At 36.9% G+C, this 14,257-nt stretch carries 16 protein-coding genes; 7 read left to right on the top strand and 9 right to left on the bottom strand.

The features are described 5' to 3' along the window. The first annotated feature begins 19 nt into the window (after positions 1–19). Both U859_RS0103760 and U859_RS0103755 read left to right on the top strand, forming a co-directional pair. Positions 20–385, top strand: a complete 366-nt coding sequence (locus U859_RS0103760; RefSeq protein WP_025142096.1) for a YraN family protein — start codon at positions 20–22, stop codon at positions 383–385. Then, on the top strand, positions 363–1,445 hold the full coding sequence (locus U859_RS0103755) for a glutaminyl-peptide cyclotransferase (protein WP_025142095.1): 1,083 nt from the start codon (positions 363–365) through the stop codon (positions 1,443–1,445). Before U859_RS0103760 ends, U859_RS0103755 begins: the two co-directional genes overlap by 23 nt. 112 nt (positions 1,446–1,557) lie before the next feature. On the opposite strand, the gene U859_RS0103750 is transcribed toward U859_RS0103755, so the two are convergent. The 4 genes from U859_RS0103750 to U859_RS0103735 form a co-directional block, all read right to left on the bottom strand. Next, positions 1,558–2,088, bottom strand: a complete 531-nt coding sequence (locus tag U859_RS0103750; RefSeq protein WP_025142094.1) for a DUF4251 domain-containing protein — start codon at positions 2,086–2,088, stop codon at positions 1,558–1,560. Positions 2,089–2,184: 96 nt separating this feature from the next. Then, the gene (locus U859_RS0103745) at positions 2,185–2,820 is read right to left on the bottom strand and encodes a hypothetical protein (RefSeq protein WP_025142093.1); all 636 of its coding nucleotides are present in this window, start codon (positions 2,818–2,820) and stop codon (positions 2,185–2,187) included. Positions 2,821–2,909: 89 nt separating this feature from the next. Next, positions 2,910–3,248 carry a TfoX/Sxy family protein gene (locus tag U859_RS0103740; protein WP_025142092.1) on the bottom strand — a complete coding sequence of 113 codons (339 nt, stop codon included), beginning with the start codon at positions 3,246–3,248 and terminating at the stop codon, positions 2,910–2,912. An 11-nt stretch (positions 3,249–3,259) separates the two neighbouring features. Continuing rightward, positions 3,260–3,943, bottom strand: a complete 684-nt coding sequence (locus U859_RS0103735) for a hypothetical protein (RefSeq protein ID WP_025142091.1) — start codon at positions 3,941–3,943, stop codon at positions 3,260–3,262. A gap of 85 nt (positions 3,944–4,028) precedes the next feature. Here U859_RS0103735 and U859_RS0103730 point away from each other — a divergent pair, with 85 nt between their 5' ends. The 4 genes from U859_RS0103730 (at position 4,029) to U859_RS0103715 (ending at position 8,033) form a co-directional block, all read left to right on the top strand. After that, on the top strand, positions 4,029–4,637 hold the full coding sequence (locus U859_RS0103730) for a ribonuclease HII (RefSeq protein WP_025142090.1): 609 nt from the start codon (positions 4,029–4,031) through the stop codon (positions 4,635–4,637). Positions 4,638–4,659: 22 nt separating this feature from the next. Further along, positions 4,660–5,862 carry a glycosyltransferase family 4 protein gene (locus U859_RS0103725; RefSeq protein WP_025142089.1) on the top strand — a complete coding sequence of 401 codons (1,203 nt, stop codon included), beginning with the start codon at positions 4,660–4,662 and terminating at the stop codon, positions 5,860–5,862. A gap of 283 nt (positions 5,863–6,145) precedes the next feature. Then, a complete protein-coding gene (gene gcvT / locus U859_RS0103720; protein ID WP_025142088.1) occupies positions 6,146–7,225 on the top strand; it encodes a glycine cleavage system aminomethyltransferase GcvT in 1,080 nt (359 codons plus the stop codon). 91 nt (positions 7,226–7,316) lie between these two features. Continuing rightward, a complete protein-coding gene (locus tag U859_RS0103715; protein WP_025142087.1) occupies positions 7,317–8,033 on the top strand; it encodes a 2-phosphosulfolactate phosphatase in 717 nt (238 codons plus the stop codon). 22 nt (positions 8,034–8,055) lie between these two features. Here U859_RS0103715 and U859_RS0103710 read toward each other — a convergent pair whose 3' ends face one another. The 5 genes from U859_RS0103710 to gldB form a co-directional block, all read right to left on the bottom strand. After that, entirely contained in the window at positions 8,056–8,973 is a 918-nt protein-coding gene (locus U859_RS0103710; RefSeq protein ID WP_025142086.1) for a hypothetical protein, read from the bottom strand. Positions 8,974–9,039: 66 nt separating this feature from the next. After that, complete coding sequence (locus U859_RS0103705; protein ID WP_025142085.1) at positions 9,040–9,864, bottom strand: matrixin family metalloprotease; 825 nt, start codon at positions 9,862–9,864, stop codon at positions 9,040–9,042. Between the two features lie 630 nt (positions 9,865–10,494). Continuing rightward, positions 10,495–11,286 carry a M12 family metallopeptidase gene (locus U859_RS0103695; RefSeq protein ID WP_025142084.1) on the bottom strand — a complete coding sequence of 264 codons (792 nt, stop codon included), beginning with the start codon at positions 11,284–11,286 and terminating at the stop codon, positions 10,495–10,497. Between the two features lie 313 nt (positions 11,287–11,599). Next, a complete protein-coding gene (locus U859_RS0103690; RefSeq protein ID WP_025142083.1) occupies positions 11,600–12,373 on the bottom strand; it encodes a patatin-like phospholipase family protein in 774 nt (257 codons plus the stop codon). A 118-nt stretch (positions 12,374–12,491) separates the two neighbouring features. Continuing rightward, entirely contained in the window at positions 12,492–13,526 is a 1,035-nt protein-coding gene (gene gldB / locus U859_RS0103685; RefSeq protein ID WP_025142082.1) for a gliding motility lipoprotein GldB, read from the bottom strand. 28 nt (positions 13,527–13,554) lie between these two features. Between gldB and U859_RS0103680 the strand changes: the two genes are divergently transcribed. After that, entirely contained in the window at positions 13,555–14,223 is a 669-nt protein-coding gene (locus tag U859_RS0103680) for a porin family protein (RefSeq protein ID WP_025142081.1), read from the top strand. The last annotated feature ends 34 nt before the right edge of the window (positions 14,224–14,257 follow it).

The raw sequence follows: 14,257 nt of genomic DNA, 5'->3' as shown, positions 1-14,257 counted from the left end.
AATTATTCAATAATTAGATATGGCGCTTCATAACGATTTAGGGAAAGAAGGCGAGAGTATCGCCAAAAAATATCTCGAAGATCAGGGCTATGAAGTTTTGGATGAAAACTGGACGCACGGCAAGGCAGAGGTTGATTTAATTGTATATAAAAGTGGCATCATGGTTTTTGTAGAAGTTAAATCCAGGAGTTCTGTCGCCTTTGGCGAACCAGAAGATTTTGTGCATAAAGCCAAAGAAGTACAAATGGAATTAGCTGCTAATGCTTATATTGACATCATGAATCATCAAAATGATATCCGTTTTGATATTATTGCAATTACATTTACAACAAATAAAAATTATAATTTAAACCATATTGAAGATGCGTTTTGGCCTGAAGATTAACCCCATTAAAAATTTCATATTTATCGGAGTCGCACTTGCATTTGTAAGCGCTTGTAAAGATAGTACAACTACAACCTATCGTAGTTTTCTTTCCCCTATGATTGGTCTTAATGTACCATCAGGAAAAGAATTTGATGTTAAAGTACAGTTTGGGAACGAGCAAAAAGTAGATTCAGTTATTTATTTGATTGATACCGTTAAAGTATTTTCAAAAACTGATACCTCAGCCATTAAACTCAAAACTGAGGGACTGAAATTGGGGAATCACCTGTTAACAGCAAAAATATTTGGCGAAGGAAAATCAGAGGATTTAACCTCTAATATTAATGTTCTTGCAGCCCAGGCACCAACTGAATATACCTATAAAGTGATTAAAACCTTGCCTCACGATACCGCTTCGTATGTGGAAGGTTTAGAGTACCATGATGGTTTTTTCTACGAAAGTGCAGGCGATTATGGTCACTCAAGTTTACGCAAGGTAGATCCGGCAAGTGGTAAGATTTTGCAGAAGGCAGATCTTGATAAACAATATTTTGGCGAAGGCATTACCGTTATCGGAAACAAAATCATCCAGTTAACTTACCGCGAAAAAGTAGGTTTTGTATATGATAAAGCTACCTTCAAAAAACTATCAGAGTTTTCGTATACAACAGGCAGAGAAGGCTGGGGACTGGCCTTTGACGGGCAAAAGGTACTGAATACGGATGGATCGAATACCATCTTTTTCCTGAATAAAGATACCTATCAGAAAATTGGATCTATTGATGTGTTTGATGATAAAGGTGCCATTCAGAACCTAAACGAACTTGAAGTAATTGATGGTAAAATCTATTCAAACGTATATACTACCAATAATATCCTGATTATTAATGCGGAAACGGGAGCTGTAGAAGGTAAGATCGATTTGTCGGGCTTATTACCTGCTGATTATTTTAAAACAGAAGATGCTAAAGCCAATAATGTATTAAACGGAATAGCTTACGATAAAGCAACCAAAAGGCTTTTTGTAGCCGGTAAAAAATGGCCAAATATTTTCCAGATTGAGCTAATTAAGAAATAAAGATCGTCATTGCTAGGAGAAACGACGAAGCAATCTTTCATGCTTGCGTTCCTTGGTGTAAAGATTGCTTCGTCGGCTGAAAAGCCTTCTCGCAATGACGATTTCTCCTATTCTAATCCTTTTTCTTCGGTTCATTTAAATAACCGTTAAAAATTATCGGCTGTTTATTTACGCTGCTGGCAGTTAATTGAGCATAACCATTGGTCGAAATATTTATGGTGAAGCGGTAGTTTTCCCTTTTCACATCTTTAGTGTTAATCTGGATGGTATAAGCCCCTTTTTTGTTCTTCGATTCTGTGTAAGTAAAATCTTTTGAGGTGAATTTAATCCCACCCTCGCTCGGATCTAAAGGTGCAGAATACGATCTTCCATAATAAGGCAAAAAGGCAACTACGCTATCTTTGGTAACCCTCACATCGTATTGAGATCCCGTTAGGTTGATTGTAGAACCACCCTGTGCGCCAGGCATCATACTCAATACCCTGCTAATATCGTTATTGGCCATTGGCATGGCTGTATTGGCAACAAAAGTATAATTCTTATCCGCTACAATTTTCACTGTAGTTTCCTTATTGGTTTGCGCAAAAGATTGAAACCCGATCGATAAAAATGCAAGGCTCAATATTAAATTTAAACGTTTCATAATGTGTGTTTTAAATGTGTAACAATTTAAAGATGCACAGACTTGAAAGATTCCATAATAGTGCCAAAAATGGAATGTAGCGTAAATTTAACGAATTTAGTTTTGATACAAGGCGTTCGTCTTTTCCGAATAACTAGATTTATACAAGGGATTACTTTTTTCAGTTTCCGAAGCACCCAGGGTAGTGAATTTATACAATCCTGCAGGAAGGTTATTCAGTTCTATTTCTCCGTTTTCGTTGGTGATCAGAGTAATTGAACTTCCTCCTGGGTTTTTACCACCTTTCACAATGATACCTCCAATAGGCGAACCGGCTACCCTCGAATTCGGATTAGTTGAAGGTACGGAAATGGTAAATTTATAATTTCCGGCATTGGCATTATTAAATTCTATTTCTCCGTTTTGGTTGGTAACTAAATTTAGGGTATTGCCTCCGGGGTTTTTACCGCCTTTTACCACAATGCCGCCAATAGGTTGCCCTGCAACGAAACTTACTTCACCAGTGGTCACATCCAGTTTACCTTTAATAGATTTCATGATGCAAGGAAAGTGAGATTCCGGGTAATTTAATTTGCAATAATCACAGTAATGCCCTTCAGGAGCTTGTGTTCTTGATTGTTGTGTATTTGCTTCTTTTGCTGTTGATGTTTGTGTTGCAGTTTTTTTAACCTGAGCTAAAACCGTAAATGAAATACCTAGCAGAAATACCGCTACAGCAGCCCGTTTTTTCATAATATTTGATTAGAAGTATAAAATTAATCAAAAAAAATGGCTCTTGCTAGTTTTACAAGCTTGGTGGTGCTAAGGCTTTGTGTGCTTGTTTATTTCTTTTTGGATGCTTTTGCAAAAGGATTAAAGGCCAGGGCAAGGTTAACCCAAAAATTGAGTTCATCATTGCGGCTTAAAACATCTTCTGAAACCGAAATATAACCTCTCATGGGCCTGCCGCCCATCACCATCTGCTGCCATCCATCTTTATCTGATAATTTTTCCAGTTCGTCAGGATCGAGCCTCACCATCATACTTTCTTTAGAAACACCGATACACATTTTGCCATTCACCATAAAAACGAGGCCACTGAACATTTCTTTTTCCTCTACATCTTGTATGTGCATCAGGCATTCGGCTACGCGGAGAGCAAGGGTTTCATTGTATTTCATAGCTTAAATTGTTATGTGCGTTTGGCTGTGCCATATTTAATACCCGTAGCACGGAAGTATTTTCTGAGCAAATCGTATTTGTCATCGCAAAATTCTCCCATCTTTATTTTCTCCGAACTCTCTTTCCTTCTATGGCATTTAAAACAGATCTCTATATATTCTGCAATCAAACCATTTTCATCTAAAAATACAATTGCATTTCGCGGTTCATAACATCTATATCCATCTGATTCTGCTATCAGTAATCCTTTATAGCTTTTGGTAGAGGTATAGCCAAAGTTATAGAGTATATCGGTAAGTTTATCCATCTCCAAAGCTGATAAAATCTTCTTTTCTTTTAATCTTGTTAAATCTAATTTTTGTTTTTCTTCCAGTAGTGTAGGGTAAACTTCTTCCTCAACCGAGGTATTGATCTGAGCTTTGGTAGTATCGGTATAAATGATCTCGGCCCTTAACTCTGGTGGTTCAAAAGAGATCAGCATTACCGTTTTATGTTGGTTAAAGGGAAAAAACTTTAATCTCTCCACAGGAGAATATTTGTTCCGGTACATGCAGGCCATACGCTTTTCTAAAACAGCATAATCTGCTATGGTTGGTGGCGTTATTAGAGGCGACATTTTACCCTGTTTTTTCTTCTGTGCAAAACCTGCAGCACATAACAAACAGAAGATAAGGGTTAATTTAAGTCTATGCATGATGATGTTTATTCCTAAAATTAATGTTTAAAAGATGTTGAACAAAATAATTTTCTTAGTACCTCTATTTCAGTAAATTTGCAACATGTTGTTAAACTGCTATCAGGAAGAATTATTAGAGGCTGGATGTGATGAAGCTGGGAGAGGTTGCCTCGCCGGACCTGTTTTTGCAGCGGCGGTAATCTTGCCTAAAGGTTTTGTGCTGGAAGGTTTAAATGATTCCAAACAGTTATCACACGATCAACGGGCCATATTAAGGCCAATTATCGAACAGCAAGCTTTGGCCTGGGCAGTGGCCTCCTGCGATCATGAAGAAATAGACCGCATCAATATTTTAAACGCTTCCTTTCTGGCCATGCACAGGGCAATTGAGAAATTGCATACCCAACCTCAATACCTTGTTATTGATGGAAACCGTTTTAAAACCTATCCGCAGATTCCTCATAGCTGCATCGTTAAAGGTGATGGAAAATATTTAAATATCGCTGCAGCTTCCATATTAGCCAAAACGCATCGCGATGAATATATGACCAATCTGCATATCGATTATCCACATTATAACTGGCAGCAAAATAAAGGTTATCCAACAACCGCGCACCGCAGAGCGGTTATTGAAATCGGATTATCACCTTTTCACCGCAAAACTTTTAATGTAAGCGACCCGCAGTTAGATCTGTTTTCAAAAAACGCCTAAAATTTCGTAATTTCACAACATTGTGAAAATTCTGTTGATTACTAAGCGGATTCCCTTCCCGCCAAATAGTGGTTATCCCATTGTGGTTTATAATACCATAAAAGGCTTGCTGCAGCTTGGCGCAGATATTACTTTGTTTAGTCTTAACCCCACAAAAGGCCGTATCGATATTGAAGATATTTATGATCCCATTTTTGAACAGATTAAATACCATACCTACGATTTAGATACCGATGTAAATGTATGGTCGGCATTTTTTAACATTTTTACTAACGAATCTTATAACGTATCGCGCTATTACAGTGAAGATGCAGCGCGGCAGTTAGAAAATCTATTGCGCGAAAATGTTTTCGATATTATCCAGTTCGAAGGGCTTTTTGTGGTCCCGTATTTAGATGTGGTAAAAGCAAACAGCAATGCCAAACTAATTTACAGGGCACATAATATCGAATTTACGCTTTGGGAGCGCCTTTCCCACTCAGAAAAGTTTCTCATTCGCCGTAAATACCTCGCCTTTTTAGCGCAAAGGCTCAAAGCTTACGAAACCGATCAGATTAACCGTTTTCATCAGATTTTTGCCATCAGCGAACCAGATAGGCAAAGCATATTGAGGTTTGGTTGTGAAGTGCCAATGTCGGTTTTTCCAGTGGCCATTGATTTGGAGAAATACAAAGTGGATAAAACTAAAACCAGTTTCCCTACGCTTTTTCATTTGGGAGCAATGGACTGGCGGCCTAACCAGGAAGGATTAGAATGGTTTTTGGATGATATCTGGCCCGATATCGAAAAGCTGAACAAAGACCTCCGTTTTTATATTGCCGGAAAAAATATGCAGAAACACTTCTTCGAATATGATTCGGAAAACCTGATTGTAGAAGGGGAGGTTTTTGATGCAGTAGAGTTTATGAATTCCAAAGCCATTATGATTGTCCCCTTAATTTCCGGTACCGGTATGCGGGTGAAGATTATTGAAGGCATGGCCATGAAAAAATGCATTATTGCTACCACTACCGCTGCTGAAGGAATTAATTGTAAACACGGACACGATATTTTAATCGCCGATTCGGCAGATGAATTTTACCGTTCGATTTTGCAGTGTATCATCAACCCTAAACGGTGGATGGAAATAGGGGAGAACGCCCGTAAAACAGTAGAGAATGATCACGGTGTTCATTTGATATCCAGTAAAATGCTAAAGATTTACGAGGAGCTGGTGAGCGCGTAGATATATTTTTCGTCATTTCGACTGGAGCGAAGCGAAATGGAGAAATCTGATACAACTTATAGATTCCCCGACTACGCCCGAAATCAAGATTCCGCGGGACAATAATGACTTAGTTAAACGGATTTCAGCCTAAAAAACTCCCTTAAAATTAACCTCAAAATTTTGCCTTTTTCTTAGTAGTTTTGCCCGCGAAGAATAATCAGGAAGCATTGTAATTTGCAGCCTAATAAGTTGATAAACAAACTAAAAACTGCTTCATTATCATAAAAAATAAAATTCACGGATGAAAAACACCGCATTAACAGAAAAACACATCGCTTTAGGCGCTAAAATGGTTCCATTTGCAGGTTACAATATGCCTGTTACTTACGAAGGTATTAATGCAGAACATGCAACTGTTCGCAATGGTGTGGGTGTTTTTGATGTGAGCCACATGGGCGAATTTATCTTGAAAGGTGAGAAAGCATTGGATCTTATCCAACGTGTAACCAGTAACGATGCTTCTAAATTATACGATGGAAAAGTTCAGTATTCGTGCTTGCCAAATCAAGACGGTGGTATTGTAGATGACCTTTTGGTTTATAAAATAGACGATAAAACCTACATGTTGGTGGTAAATGCATCAAACATCGAAAAAGATTGGAACTGGATTCAGCAGTTTAATACCGAAGGTGTGGAAATGCACAATATTTCTGATCAAACTTCTCTTTTAGCTATCCAGGGACCAAAAGCAGCCGATGCTTTGCAAAGCTTAACTGATGTTGACCTGGCATCAATGGAATATTATACTTTTGTTAAAGGTACTTTCGCCGGTATTGATAATGTGGTGATTTCTGCAACAGGTTATACCGGAGCTGGTGGTTTTGAGATTTATTTCGAAAATCAATATGCTGATCAGATCTGGGATGCCATTTTTGAAGCTGGTGCACCACACAACATTCAGCCAATTGGTTTAGGTGCCCGCGATACTTTACGCTTAGAAATGGGTTTCTGTTTATACGGAAATGATATTGATGATACCACGTCGCCAATTGAAGCTGGTTTAGGTTGGATCACCAAATTTTCTAAATCATTTACCAACTCTGAAGCATTACTGGCACAAAAAGAGGCCGGTATCCAAAAGAAATTGGTAGGTTTCGAAATGATAGATCGTGGTATTCCACGTCATGATTACCAAATTGCTGATGCTGAAGGAAATATCATCGGTAAAGTAACCTCTGGAACCCAGGCACCATCGTTACAAAAAGCAATCGGTATGGGTTACATTGCAAAAGATTTCACCAAAGAAGGAACTGAAGTTTTTATCTTGATCCGCAATACGCCAATTAAAGCCAAAGTGGTTAAGTTTCCTTTTTATAAATAAGATTTGAGACAGTAGATGTGAGATTTGAGACGGCTTTACGACTAAAATCTCACATCTCAATACTCATATCTCACATCTCAATACTCCTCAAATGTCAAAAAAAATAGAAGTTTGTTTAACCCCTGCGCTCATCGATTTATATGATATCGAAGAAAGCATTGTAGTGGTGATCGATATCTTAAGAGCTACATCATCTATTACTTATGGTATAGATAATGGTGCTGAAGCAATAATTCCGGTTGCCAATGTAGAAGATTGTTTAAATTATCGCGACAGTGGATTTTTATTGGCTGCAGAAAGAAACGGAGAAGTAGTAACAGGATATGATTTTGGTAATTCTCCCTTTTCATACACCAAAGAAAAAGTTGGGGGAAAAACGGTTGTCCTTACTACAACCAATGGTACCAAAGCTTTGCATTTGGCACAAAAAAGAGCTTATCAGGTTATAATCGGATCATTCCTTAATTTAGATTCACTTTGTTCTTATTTGAAAAGCCAGGATAAAAATGTGCTTTTATTGTGTGCCGGTTGGAAAGATCAGTTTAATTTAGAAGATACTTTATTTGCAGGCGCTGTTGTGAACAAACTCCGTCAAAATTTCGAACATTTTGATGATTCTAGCGTGGCTGCGGAGGATTTATACCTGTTAGCTAAAGATGATCTGCGGAGATACCTGCACAAATCTTCTCATAGTCATCGGCTTGCACAATTGAATATCGAGGAAGATGTTGTTTTTTGCTTACAATTGAATATTTGTGAAGCCATTCCGGTTTTAGAAGGCGAACGTTTGGTTGCTTTAAAACAATAAAGGACGCTGTAGTCTTGTTTTTTTAAAAGCTAAACTTTAACCCCAAAAATACTGCATTTTTTCTAAAATTTGCGCCATTAAATTGTGTTTCTTCCGTATTACGGTCGTTAAAATAAGCTTTGTCGACTCCAGAATAAGTATTGATGTTATTAATTTTATAATCAGCTTCTACACTTAAACTTTTATTTAGCGGTACCGATAAGTTAATGTCGCCGTTTAGTGCGAAAGAGTTGGCTTTGTGTGTAAAACTTACAGGTTTGGCAAAATCTGGAATTAAATTCCAGTTGGCCTTTGCAGAATAGGTGTAAAATCCTCCTAAAACGGTAGCACCAATGCTAAATGCATCTGTTTTAAAAACAAAAGTCCCACCGAAGTCAAAACCTTTATATCTGGCTTCGTAAGTGGAGTTTAGTCCATTGCTTGCCGGATTACTTGCGCTTTCGAGCAGGTGAAATTTTTGTTGGTTATATGAAATCCCAATAACCGGATTAATGTTGAATTTTCCCAGCTTTAAAAGTTGATAATCAAGTTGAAAATCAACATTATACAAATAGCCTTTATTGGCATTGAGCAGATCAAAATAAAAAGCGCCTTGTCTGTTATCATCTGCATAATCGGTATCTTCTGCCTCGCCCCTGGTAACGTTGCTATATTGGTTTGCAATCTTTACACTGAGTTTATTGGTAATGTTGTACTTAATATCCAAACCATAGCTTGGTCCTTTAAGGTTTTTCCAGATCAGTTCTGATAGTACATTAGGGTTTGTTCCCTGGGCATTGCCTGCAATAGACCAATCAAAACGCGATTGCTGAAAACCAGCATAAGGCTTTATTTCCCATTTATGCGGAACGTTTTGTGCTGATGAAGTTTTATAAAATAGAATAAGAATTAAACAGGTTAAGCAATATTTAAAAAAGAAAATCCGCAAGGTGATCCGCATATTTGTTTTTGGTTTATACAAAGCAAAATACACATAGTGGTGAATTAAACCACTATGTGTAACTATTTATTTTTTAAGAGGATATGCCGTAGCAATAAATGCTTTATCGGTATCAGATAATACATTATTTTTTCCCACTTCATAATCACCGATGGTGAGTTTATTTGAAACAGGATAGTGCATAATAGAAAGCGGATCGTATTTGCTATAATTGGTTTGCGATTTGCTATATTTATAAAAGAAATTATAATCAACCTCTGCCTTGGTCCAATTATTTGGCGGTGCGGCACAATAAGCATAAACAGCAGGTTTATCCCATGGGATATCTACCAATGGATGGCTTTGCTCGTGAACTAAACCTAAAGCATGGCCAAATTCGTGTAATGTAGTACGGCTAAATTCCAAATCGGGTGTAGCATCTGTGAACCAACCAAAGTTCATTGTTGAACCCCTATACACATCCTCAGCATCCGTACCAAGGTTAGACCAAGATCCGTCAGTAGGCCCAGAATCAAAGCTTACCCTAATGGTTGCATCATCATCATCATTAGCTACAAACTTAAATTTAATGTTGGCATATTTTTCCCACTCTTTGGCATATTGAATCACTTTGTTCCTCACCATTTCAGTAGAGCCAGTCGTATTCAAACTCACTGTTATCACGGTTCCGGGTTGCCATTTGGTTGACTTTAAAAGAGCGGCTCTTGGGGTTACCCCCCCATGCGAAAATAATTCAGCAGTACACATATGAATATTTTCCAGTTTGCCTGCACTGCTTAATTCGGGTTTATCTGGTACTATTTCTGTTGGTTTTTCCTTTTTACAAGCGAATAATACGGTTGTTAATGCAAAAGCAGCAAGTAAATTTTTATTTAGTTTTAAGAATTTCATGTTTTAGGTTTTTTAGGTAAAAATTAATGATCTGTTTGACTGAGAAAATCAAGTTAGAAGATCGTAAAAACAGGAATTCTTCTTCTCTGGAAGAGAATAATCAGGTAAAAAAACATAGATAGACGTTTAGGTTAAAAATCTCCTGATTGTCAGGAGATCAAGACCTAAGGTAAAATAATATTACATTAATGTCAATAAAAATGTAATTTTTTTATTACAAAGTGTGTTTTTTACACCGATTTAGTATGTATTTTTATGTTTACAAATTGTATTATTTTAAATGCATTCGTGTTTGTTCTCTTTATTCTAACGCATTATTTTTATTGTTTCCTGAAAAATTATTGAGGAATTTATTTCACTAAGAAATTTTTGATGTTGATCGATAAAATATTCCTTGTGCATCAAAAATTTGAATATAAAAGACAGAATTTCTTATAAGTAGGTGAAATCAGGATTTTGAATGATAAGATTTTATCTTCTTTTTATGAGGAGTATTTGCAGTAATGCAAAAGGAAATGAAACTTTATTTAAGAGTCTGCGTAATAAAGGTTTTGAGCTGATGATGTTTTGGGTGGTTAAAAACAAGCTACACCCGGTGATTTATTCATAAGGTGTAGCCTGTTTCATTTTTTAAAATGGATATACTGAAGCAATAAACGTTTTATCAGTAGGTGATAAAACAGTGTTCCACCCCACTTCATAATCGCCTATGGTTAATTCGTTTGGCACCGAATAGTGCATAATCGAATTTTTATCGTAAGCGCTATAGTTTGTTTGAGTAGTACTGTATTTTGCAAATAAGTTATTATCTACATCAGCCTGACTCCAGTAATTTGGCGCGGCAGCGTAATACGCATATACAGCTGGTTTATCCCATGGAATGGCAACCAATGGATGCTGATGCTCATGGATCATGCCCAAAGCGTGGCCAAATTCGTGAATCACCACACGGCTATATTCCGAATCAGCAGTAGTTGAAGTTAACCAACCAAAGTTCATGGTCGCATTGGCAGACGAAATTGAATTGGCATCTTTTCCAATGTAAGACCAGGATCCATCTCCACTAACGAAACTTACCCTAATGGTTGCGGTATTATCATTGGTTACGAAGTTAAATTTGATATTCGCATAGGTTTCCCATGCTTTTGCAAATTGGATTACTTTAGCCCTGATGGCTGCGGTACTACCATTTAAACTAACTTTAAGTGTGGTTCCAGGTGTCCATTTTTTTGTTTTCAAAACAGCACCTCTGGGTGTAATGCCATCTAAAGATCTTTCTGTACAGATCTGGATGTTGCCAAGGGGATTAACAGCAGATGTTTCAGGTTTTTGCAGATCTGCATTTTCTGTTGGTTTTTCCTTTTTACAGGCGAATAATGCAAGCGCGGTAAAGAGGGTTTTATTTAATTTTAAGAATTTCATGTTTTAGGTTTTTAGGTAAAAATTAATGATCTGTTTGACTGAGAAAATCAAGTTAGAAGATCGTAAAAACAGGAATTCTTCTTCTCTGGAAGAGAATAATCAGGTTGATAAACATAGATAGACATTTAGGATATTTTCCTCTGCATCAGCAGAGTATAATCCTAAAGTAAAACATAATTATGTCATCACCAAAAGAAATGTAATATTTTTATTGCATAAGTGTATTTATTACACCTGATAATTTTATCATTTTTTAATATGACAATGTATTATTAATATTACTTTTTATCAAATTAATTTTAATAAAACTGGATTAGGGTTTTGTGATCAGTTCAGAAATTGTAGGGCTATTCTTAATTGTAATCAATGCCTCTTCATGTGCCAGCCAATAAATATCCTCGGCTCGTTTCATATCAAAGGTGCTAATTGCGCCTAAACCTTTCGGTTCGATAAGTACATTACAGAATTTCGCCTTCCTTTCCATATCATGATTGATTGACATTATGCCTGCCCGGCCCATTAAATTGGTAATACCCGTAATTTTATCTACAGGTTTAAGGTGATTACAAGATGAGCCAATAATAAAATCACAATCTTCCATTAAAGGTTCGACAGGGAAATTATTTAAAATACCACCATCTACATACATCTGACCATCGATCATAATGGGTTTAAAGATCCCTGGGATACAGCTGGAAGCATGTACCGCTCTGATTAGCGGTCCTTTGGTGAAATATACCAGACGGCCTTCGCTAAAATTTACGGCAGCAATGGTTAAAGGTATTTTTAGTTTTTCAATGGTATCGTCAGGGAAATATTCTTTTAAAATTAAAGCGGTATTCTCAATATTGATCAGTCCCAAAGAACCTACTGCCGGGCGAACGAAACGCCAGAGTTTGGTTTTAAGGAAAATATTCAAACCTTCTTCGGGATCTATGCCAGCCGCAAAAAAAGCTCCGGCTATGGCGCCGGCACTAGTTCCGCTAATGTGGCTAAAGGTAATGCCCAAATTGCTAAAGGCTTTTAAAACACCTAAATGTGCGATTCCCCTGATGCCTCCGCCTGATAATACAATGCCAACTCTCATAGATTTAATTTAGGATGATTACTTTTTAAAGTTTAACCGATCGATTTTATTGCTTAACTGTTGTATTGTTAAATTGTTTTTGGTTTGCAACTGTAAACTGATCACTCGAAACTGCAAATTATTTTTTTTGTTTCGGTTTATACTTCGATTGATTTAATATTTTCTGCGCATCATTATCTGCCATTAATTTTTGCAAAGTAACGTCAGGATGCGCTGCCATATATTTTCTTACAATTTGCCAACCCATCCATATACCCAATTTTGGTGCCGAATCTCTGTTTTCCCCTAAACCCGGTGTAAAAGGTCCTTCAGATAAAAATACCTGAATCTTTTGATAATCGGTTTCATACAAAAAGTTGTTCTCCAAAAAATATGCCCAAATGTCGCCCTCAAAATTTTGTGCCCAATCCAATTGCTGCTGCGTGTAGCCTATTTTGGTAGAATCACCTACATTTTCGGGTAAAACCTGATCAAGAAAGTACAATATTTTTCCCTGAAAGATCATTTTAGATAAAAGTGTCCTGTTTTCGTCGGGTTCGGTAAAAAGTTCTTCATGGGCATAGGTTTCTGCTACTCGTGGTACAATATATTCGGGGGCAAATCTCCGAGAGAGGTATAATGGAACACTTTGTACAATGGCTTTGTAAAATTTACTGTCTTTGCCAAGGAACATATCTAAACCAATGCCCAGGTAATTGTCGCCAACTGGCATCTGGTAAGCAAAACCGGAAGCAAAAGCAATAAACTTCGGAATTTTAGCCTTTGGATAATAGTATTTAATGTATTTAAAAGTTTCATTTAAGCCTGCTTCCTGAGCTTTCAGATTTGGAAAAACGCTATCCACTTCTTTGGTTAAATCGGTATAAGCCTGGTCGCGGTACAAATTGGCCAGCGACTCGGTATTTGAATATTTACTATCTAATATCCGGTGGATAAAATCATCATAAAATACGCCATATTTGGAGCTAAGCTGTTGATTGACTTCTGTAATGTTTTTCTTTTTACCTGCAAATAGCTCGTTATCAAATCTTTCGATCTTGATATCCACCTGTATTTCACTTACATCAGGCCGGTTATTTTGCCTGCAGGAAATAAATGCCATGGCAAAAAGAAAAATTAGATAAATTTGCCAGTGTTTTACGTTATATGTCATGTAGAACAAATATATAAACAGCTATAGCATGAAAAGAATATCGGCCATTTTAATTTTATCTCTTTTAAGTTTCGGCGCATGGGCGCAAAATTCTTCTTTAACCAATTACGGCTTCAGATTAGGTTTAACTGCTACGCCAACTTTTGGCTGGATTAAACCCGAGCAGGGCAAAACCGATGGAATAGCTTTGGGATTTTCTTATGGATTAATCGGTGATTTTAACTTTGCTCCAAATTATAGTTTTGCTACCGCATTGACCATTACTTCTATAAATGGCAAAAGTACAGAAGTAAATGCCGAGCCATATTATACAGGTGGCTCTATTCCAAAAGCTTACGATTTAAAATATAAACTGCAATATGTAGATCTGCCATTAACTGTTAAATTAAAAACCATAAAGGCTGATGGAAAACGTTGGTATGGTCAGTTTGGATTGTCTAATTCATTTAACATTAGTGCTAAGCAGGATGCTGTAACTGATGGATCAGTTGTAGGTGACAATTTAAATGTATCTGATAATATTAAACTTTATCGTGCAGGATTAATTATTGGTGGTGGTGGTGAATTTGATATTTCCGGAAATACCAGCATAGTGGCCGGTTTAACCTTTAACAATGGCTTTACCAATATTGTAAGTGATAAAGGCAGAAATGTTAAAAACCATTATTTAGCACTTAATTTCGGCGTATTCTTTTAATAGTGACATTTGTCTTAATACTCAGTACCTAATA

The organism is Pedobacter jeongneungensis, from assembly GCF_000633455.1.
Taxonomy (GTDB): Bacteria; Bacteroidota; Bacteroidia; order Sphingobacteriales; family Sphingobacteriaceae; genus Pedobacter; species Pedobacter jeongneungensis_A.
Note: the sequence above shows the minus strand (reverse complement) of the source record. Positions and strands in the feature narration are given on the sequence as shown.

Bases quoted from the DNA above. Each gene is read 5' to 3' on its own strand.
- U859_RS0103740 (WP_025142092.1), bottom strand. From the start codon at position 3,248: ATGAAATACAATGAAACCCTTGCTCTCCGCGTAGCCGAATGCCTGATG.
- U859_RS0103695 (WP_025142084.1), bottom strand. From the start codon at position 11,286: ATGAAATTCTTAAAATTAAATAAAACCCTCTTTACCGCGCTTGCATTA.
- U859_RS0103750 (WP_025142094.1), bottom strand. From the start codon at position 2,088: ATGAAACGTTTAAATTTAATATTGAGCCTTGCATTTTTATCGATCGGG.
- U859_RS0103680 (WP_025142081.1), top strand. From the start codon at position 13,555: ATGAAAAGAATATCGGCCATTTTAATTTTATCTCTTTTAAGTTTCGGC.
- U859_RS0103760 (WP_025142096.1), top strand. From the start codon at position 20: ATGGCGCTTCATAACGATTTAGGGAAAGAAGGCGAGAGTATCGCCAAA.
- U859_RS0103730 (WP_025142090.1), top strand. From the start codon at position 4,029: ATGTTGTTAAACTGCTATCAGGAAGAATTATTAGAGGCTGGATGTGAT.
- U859_RS0103755 (WP_025142095.1), top strand. From the start codon at position 363: ATGCGTTTTGGCCTGAAGATTAACCCCATTAAAAATTTCATATTTATC.
- gcvT (WP_025142088.1), top strand. From the start codon at position 6,146: ATGAAAAACACCGCATTAACAGAAAAACACATCGCTTTAGGCGCTAAA.
- U859_RS0103710 (WP_025142086.1), bottom strand. From the start codon at position 8,973: ATGCGGATCACCTTGCGGATTTTCTTTTTTAAATATTGCTTAACCTGT.
- U859_RS0103745 (WP_025142093.1), bottom strand. From the start codon at position 2,820: ATGAAAAAACGGGCTGCTGTAGCGGTATTTCTGCTAGGTATTTCATTT.
- gldB (WP_025142082.1), bottom strand. From the start codon at position 13,526: ATGACATATAACGTAAAACACTGGCAAATTTATCTAATTTTTCTTTTT.
- U859_RS0103715 (WP_025142087.1), top strand. From the start codon at position 7,317: ATGTCAAAAAAAATAGAAGTTTGTTTAACCCCTGCGCTCATCGATTTA.
- U859_RS0103690 (WP_025142083.1), bottom strand. From the start codon at position 12,373: ATGAGAGTTGGCATTGTATTATCAGGCGGAGGCATCAGGGGAATCGCA.
- U859_RS0103705 (WP_025142085.1), bottom strand. From the start codon at position 9,864: ATGAAATTCTTAAAACTAAATAAAAATTTACTTGCTGCTTTTGCATTA.
- U859_RS0103735 (WP_025142091.1), bottom strand. From the start codon at position 3,943: ATGCATAGACTTAAATTAACCCTTATCTTCTGTTTGTTATGTGCTGCA.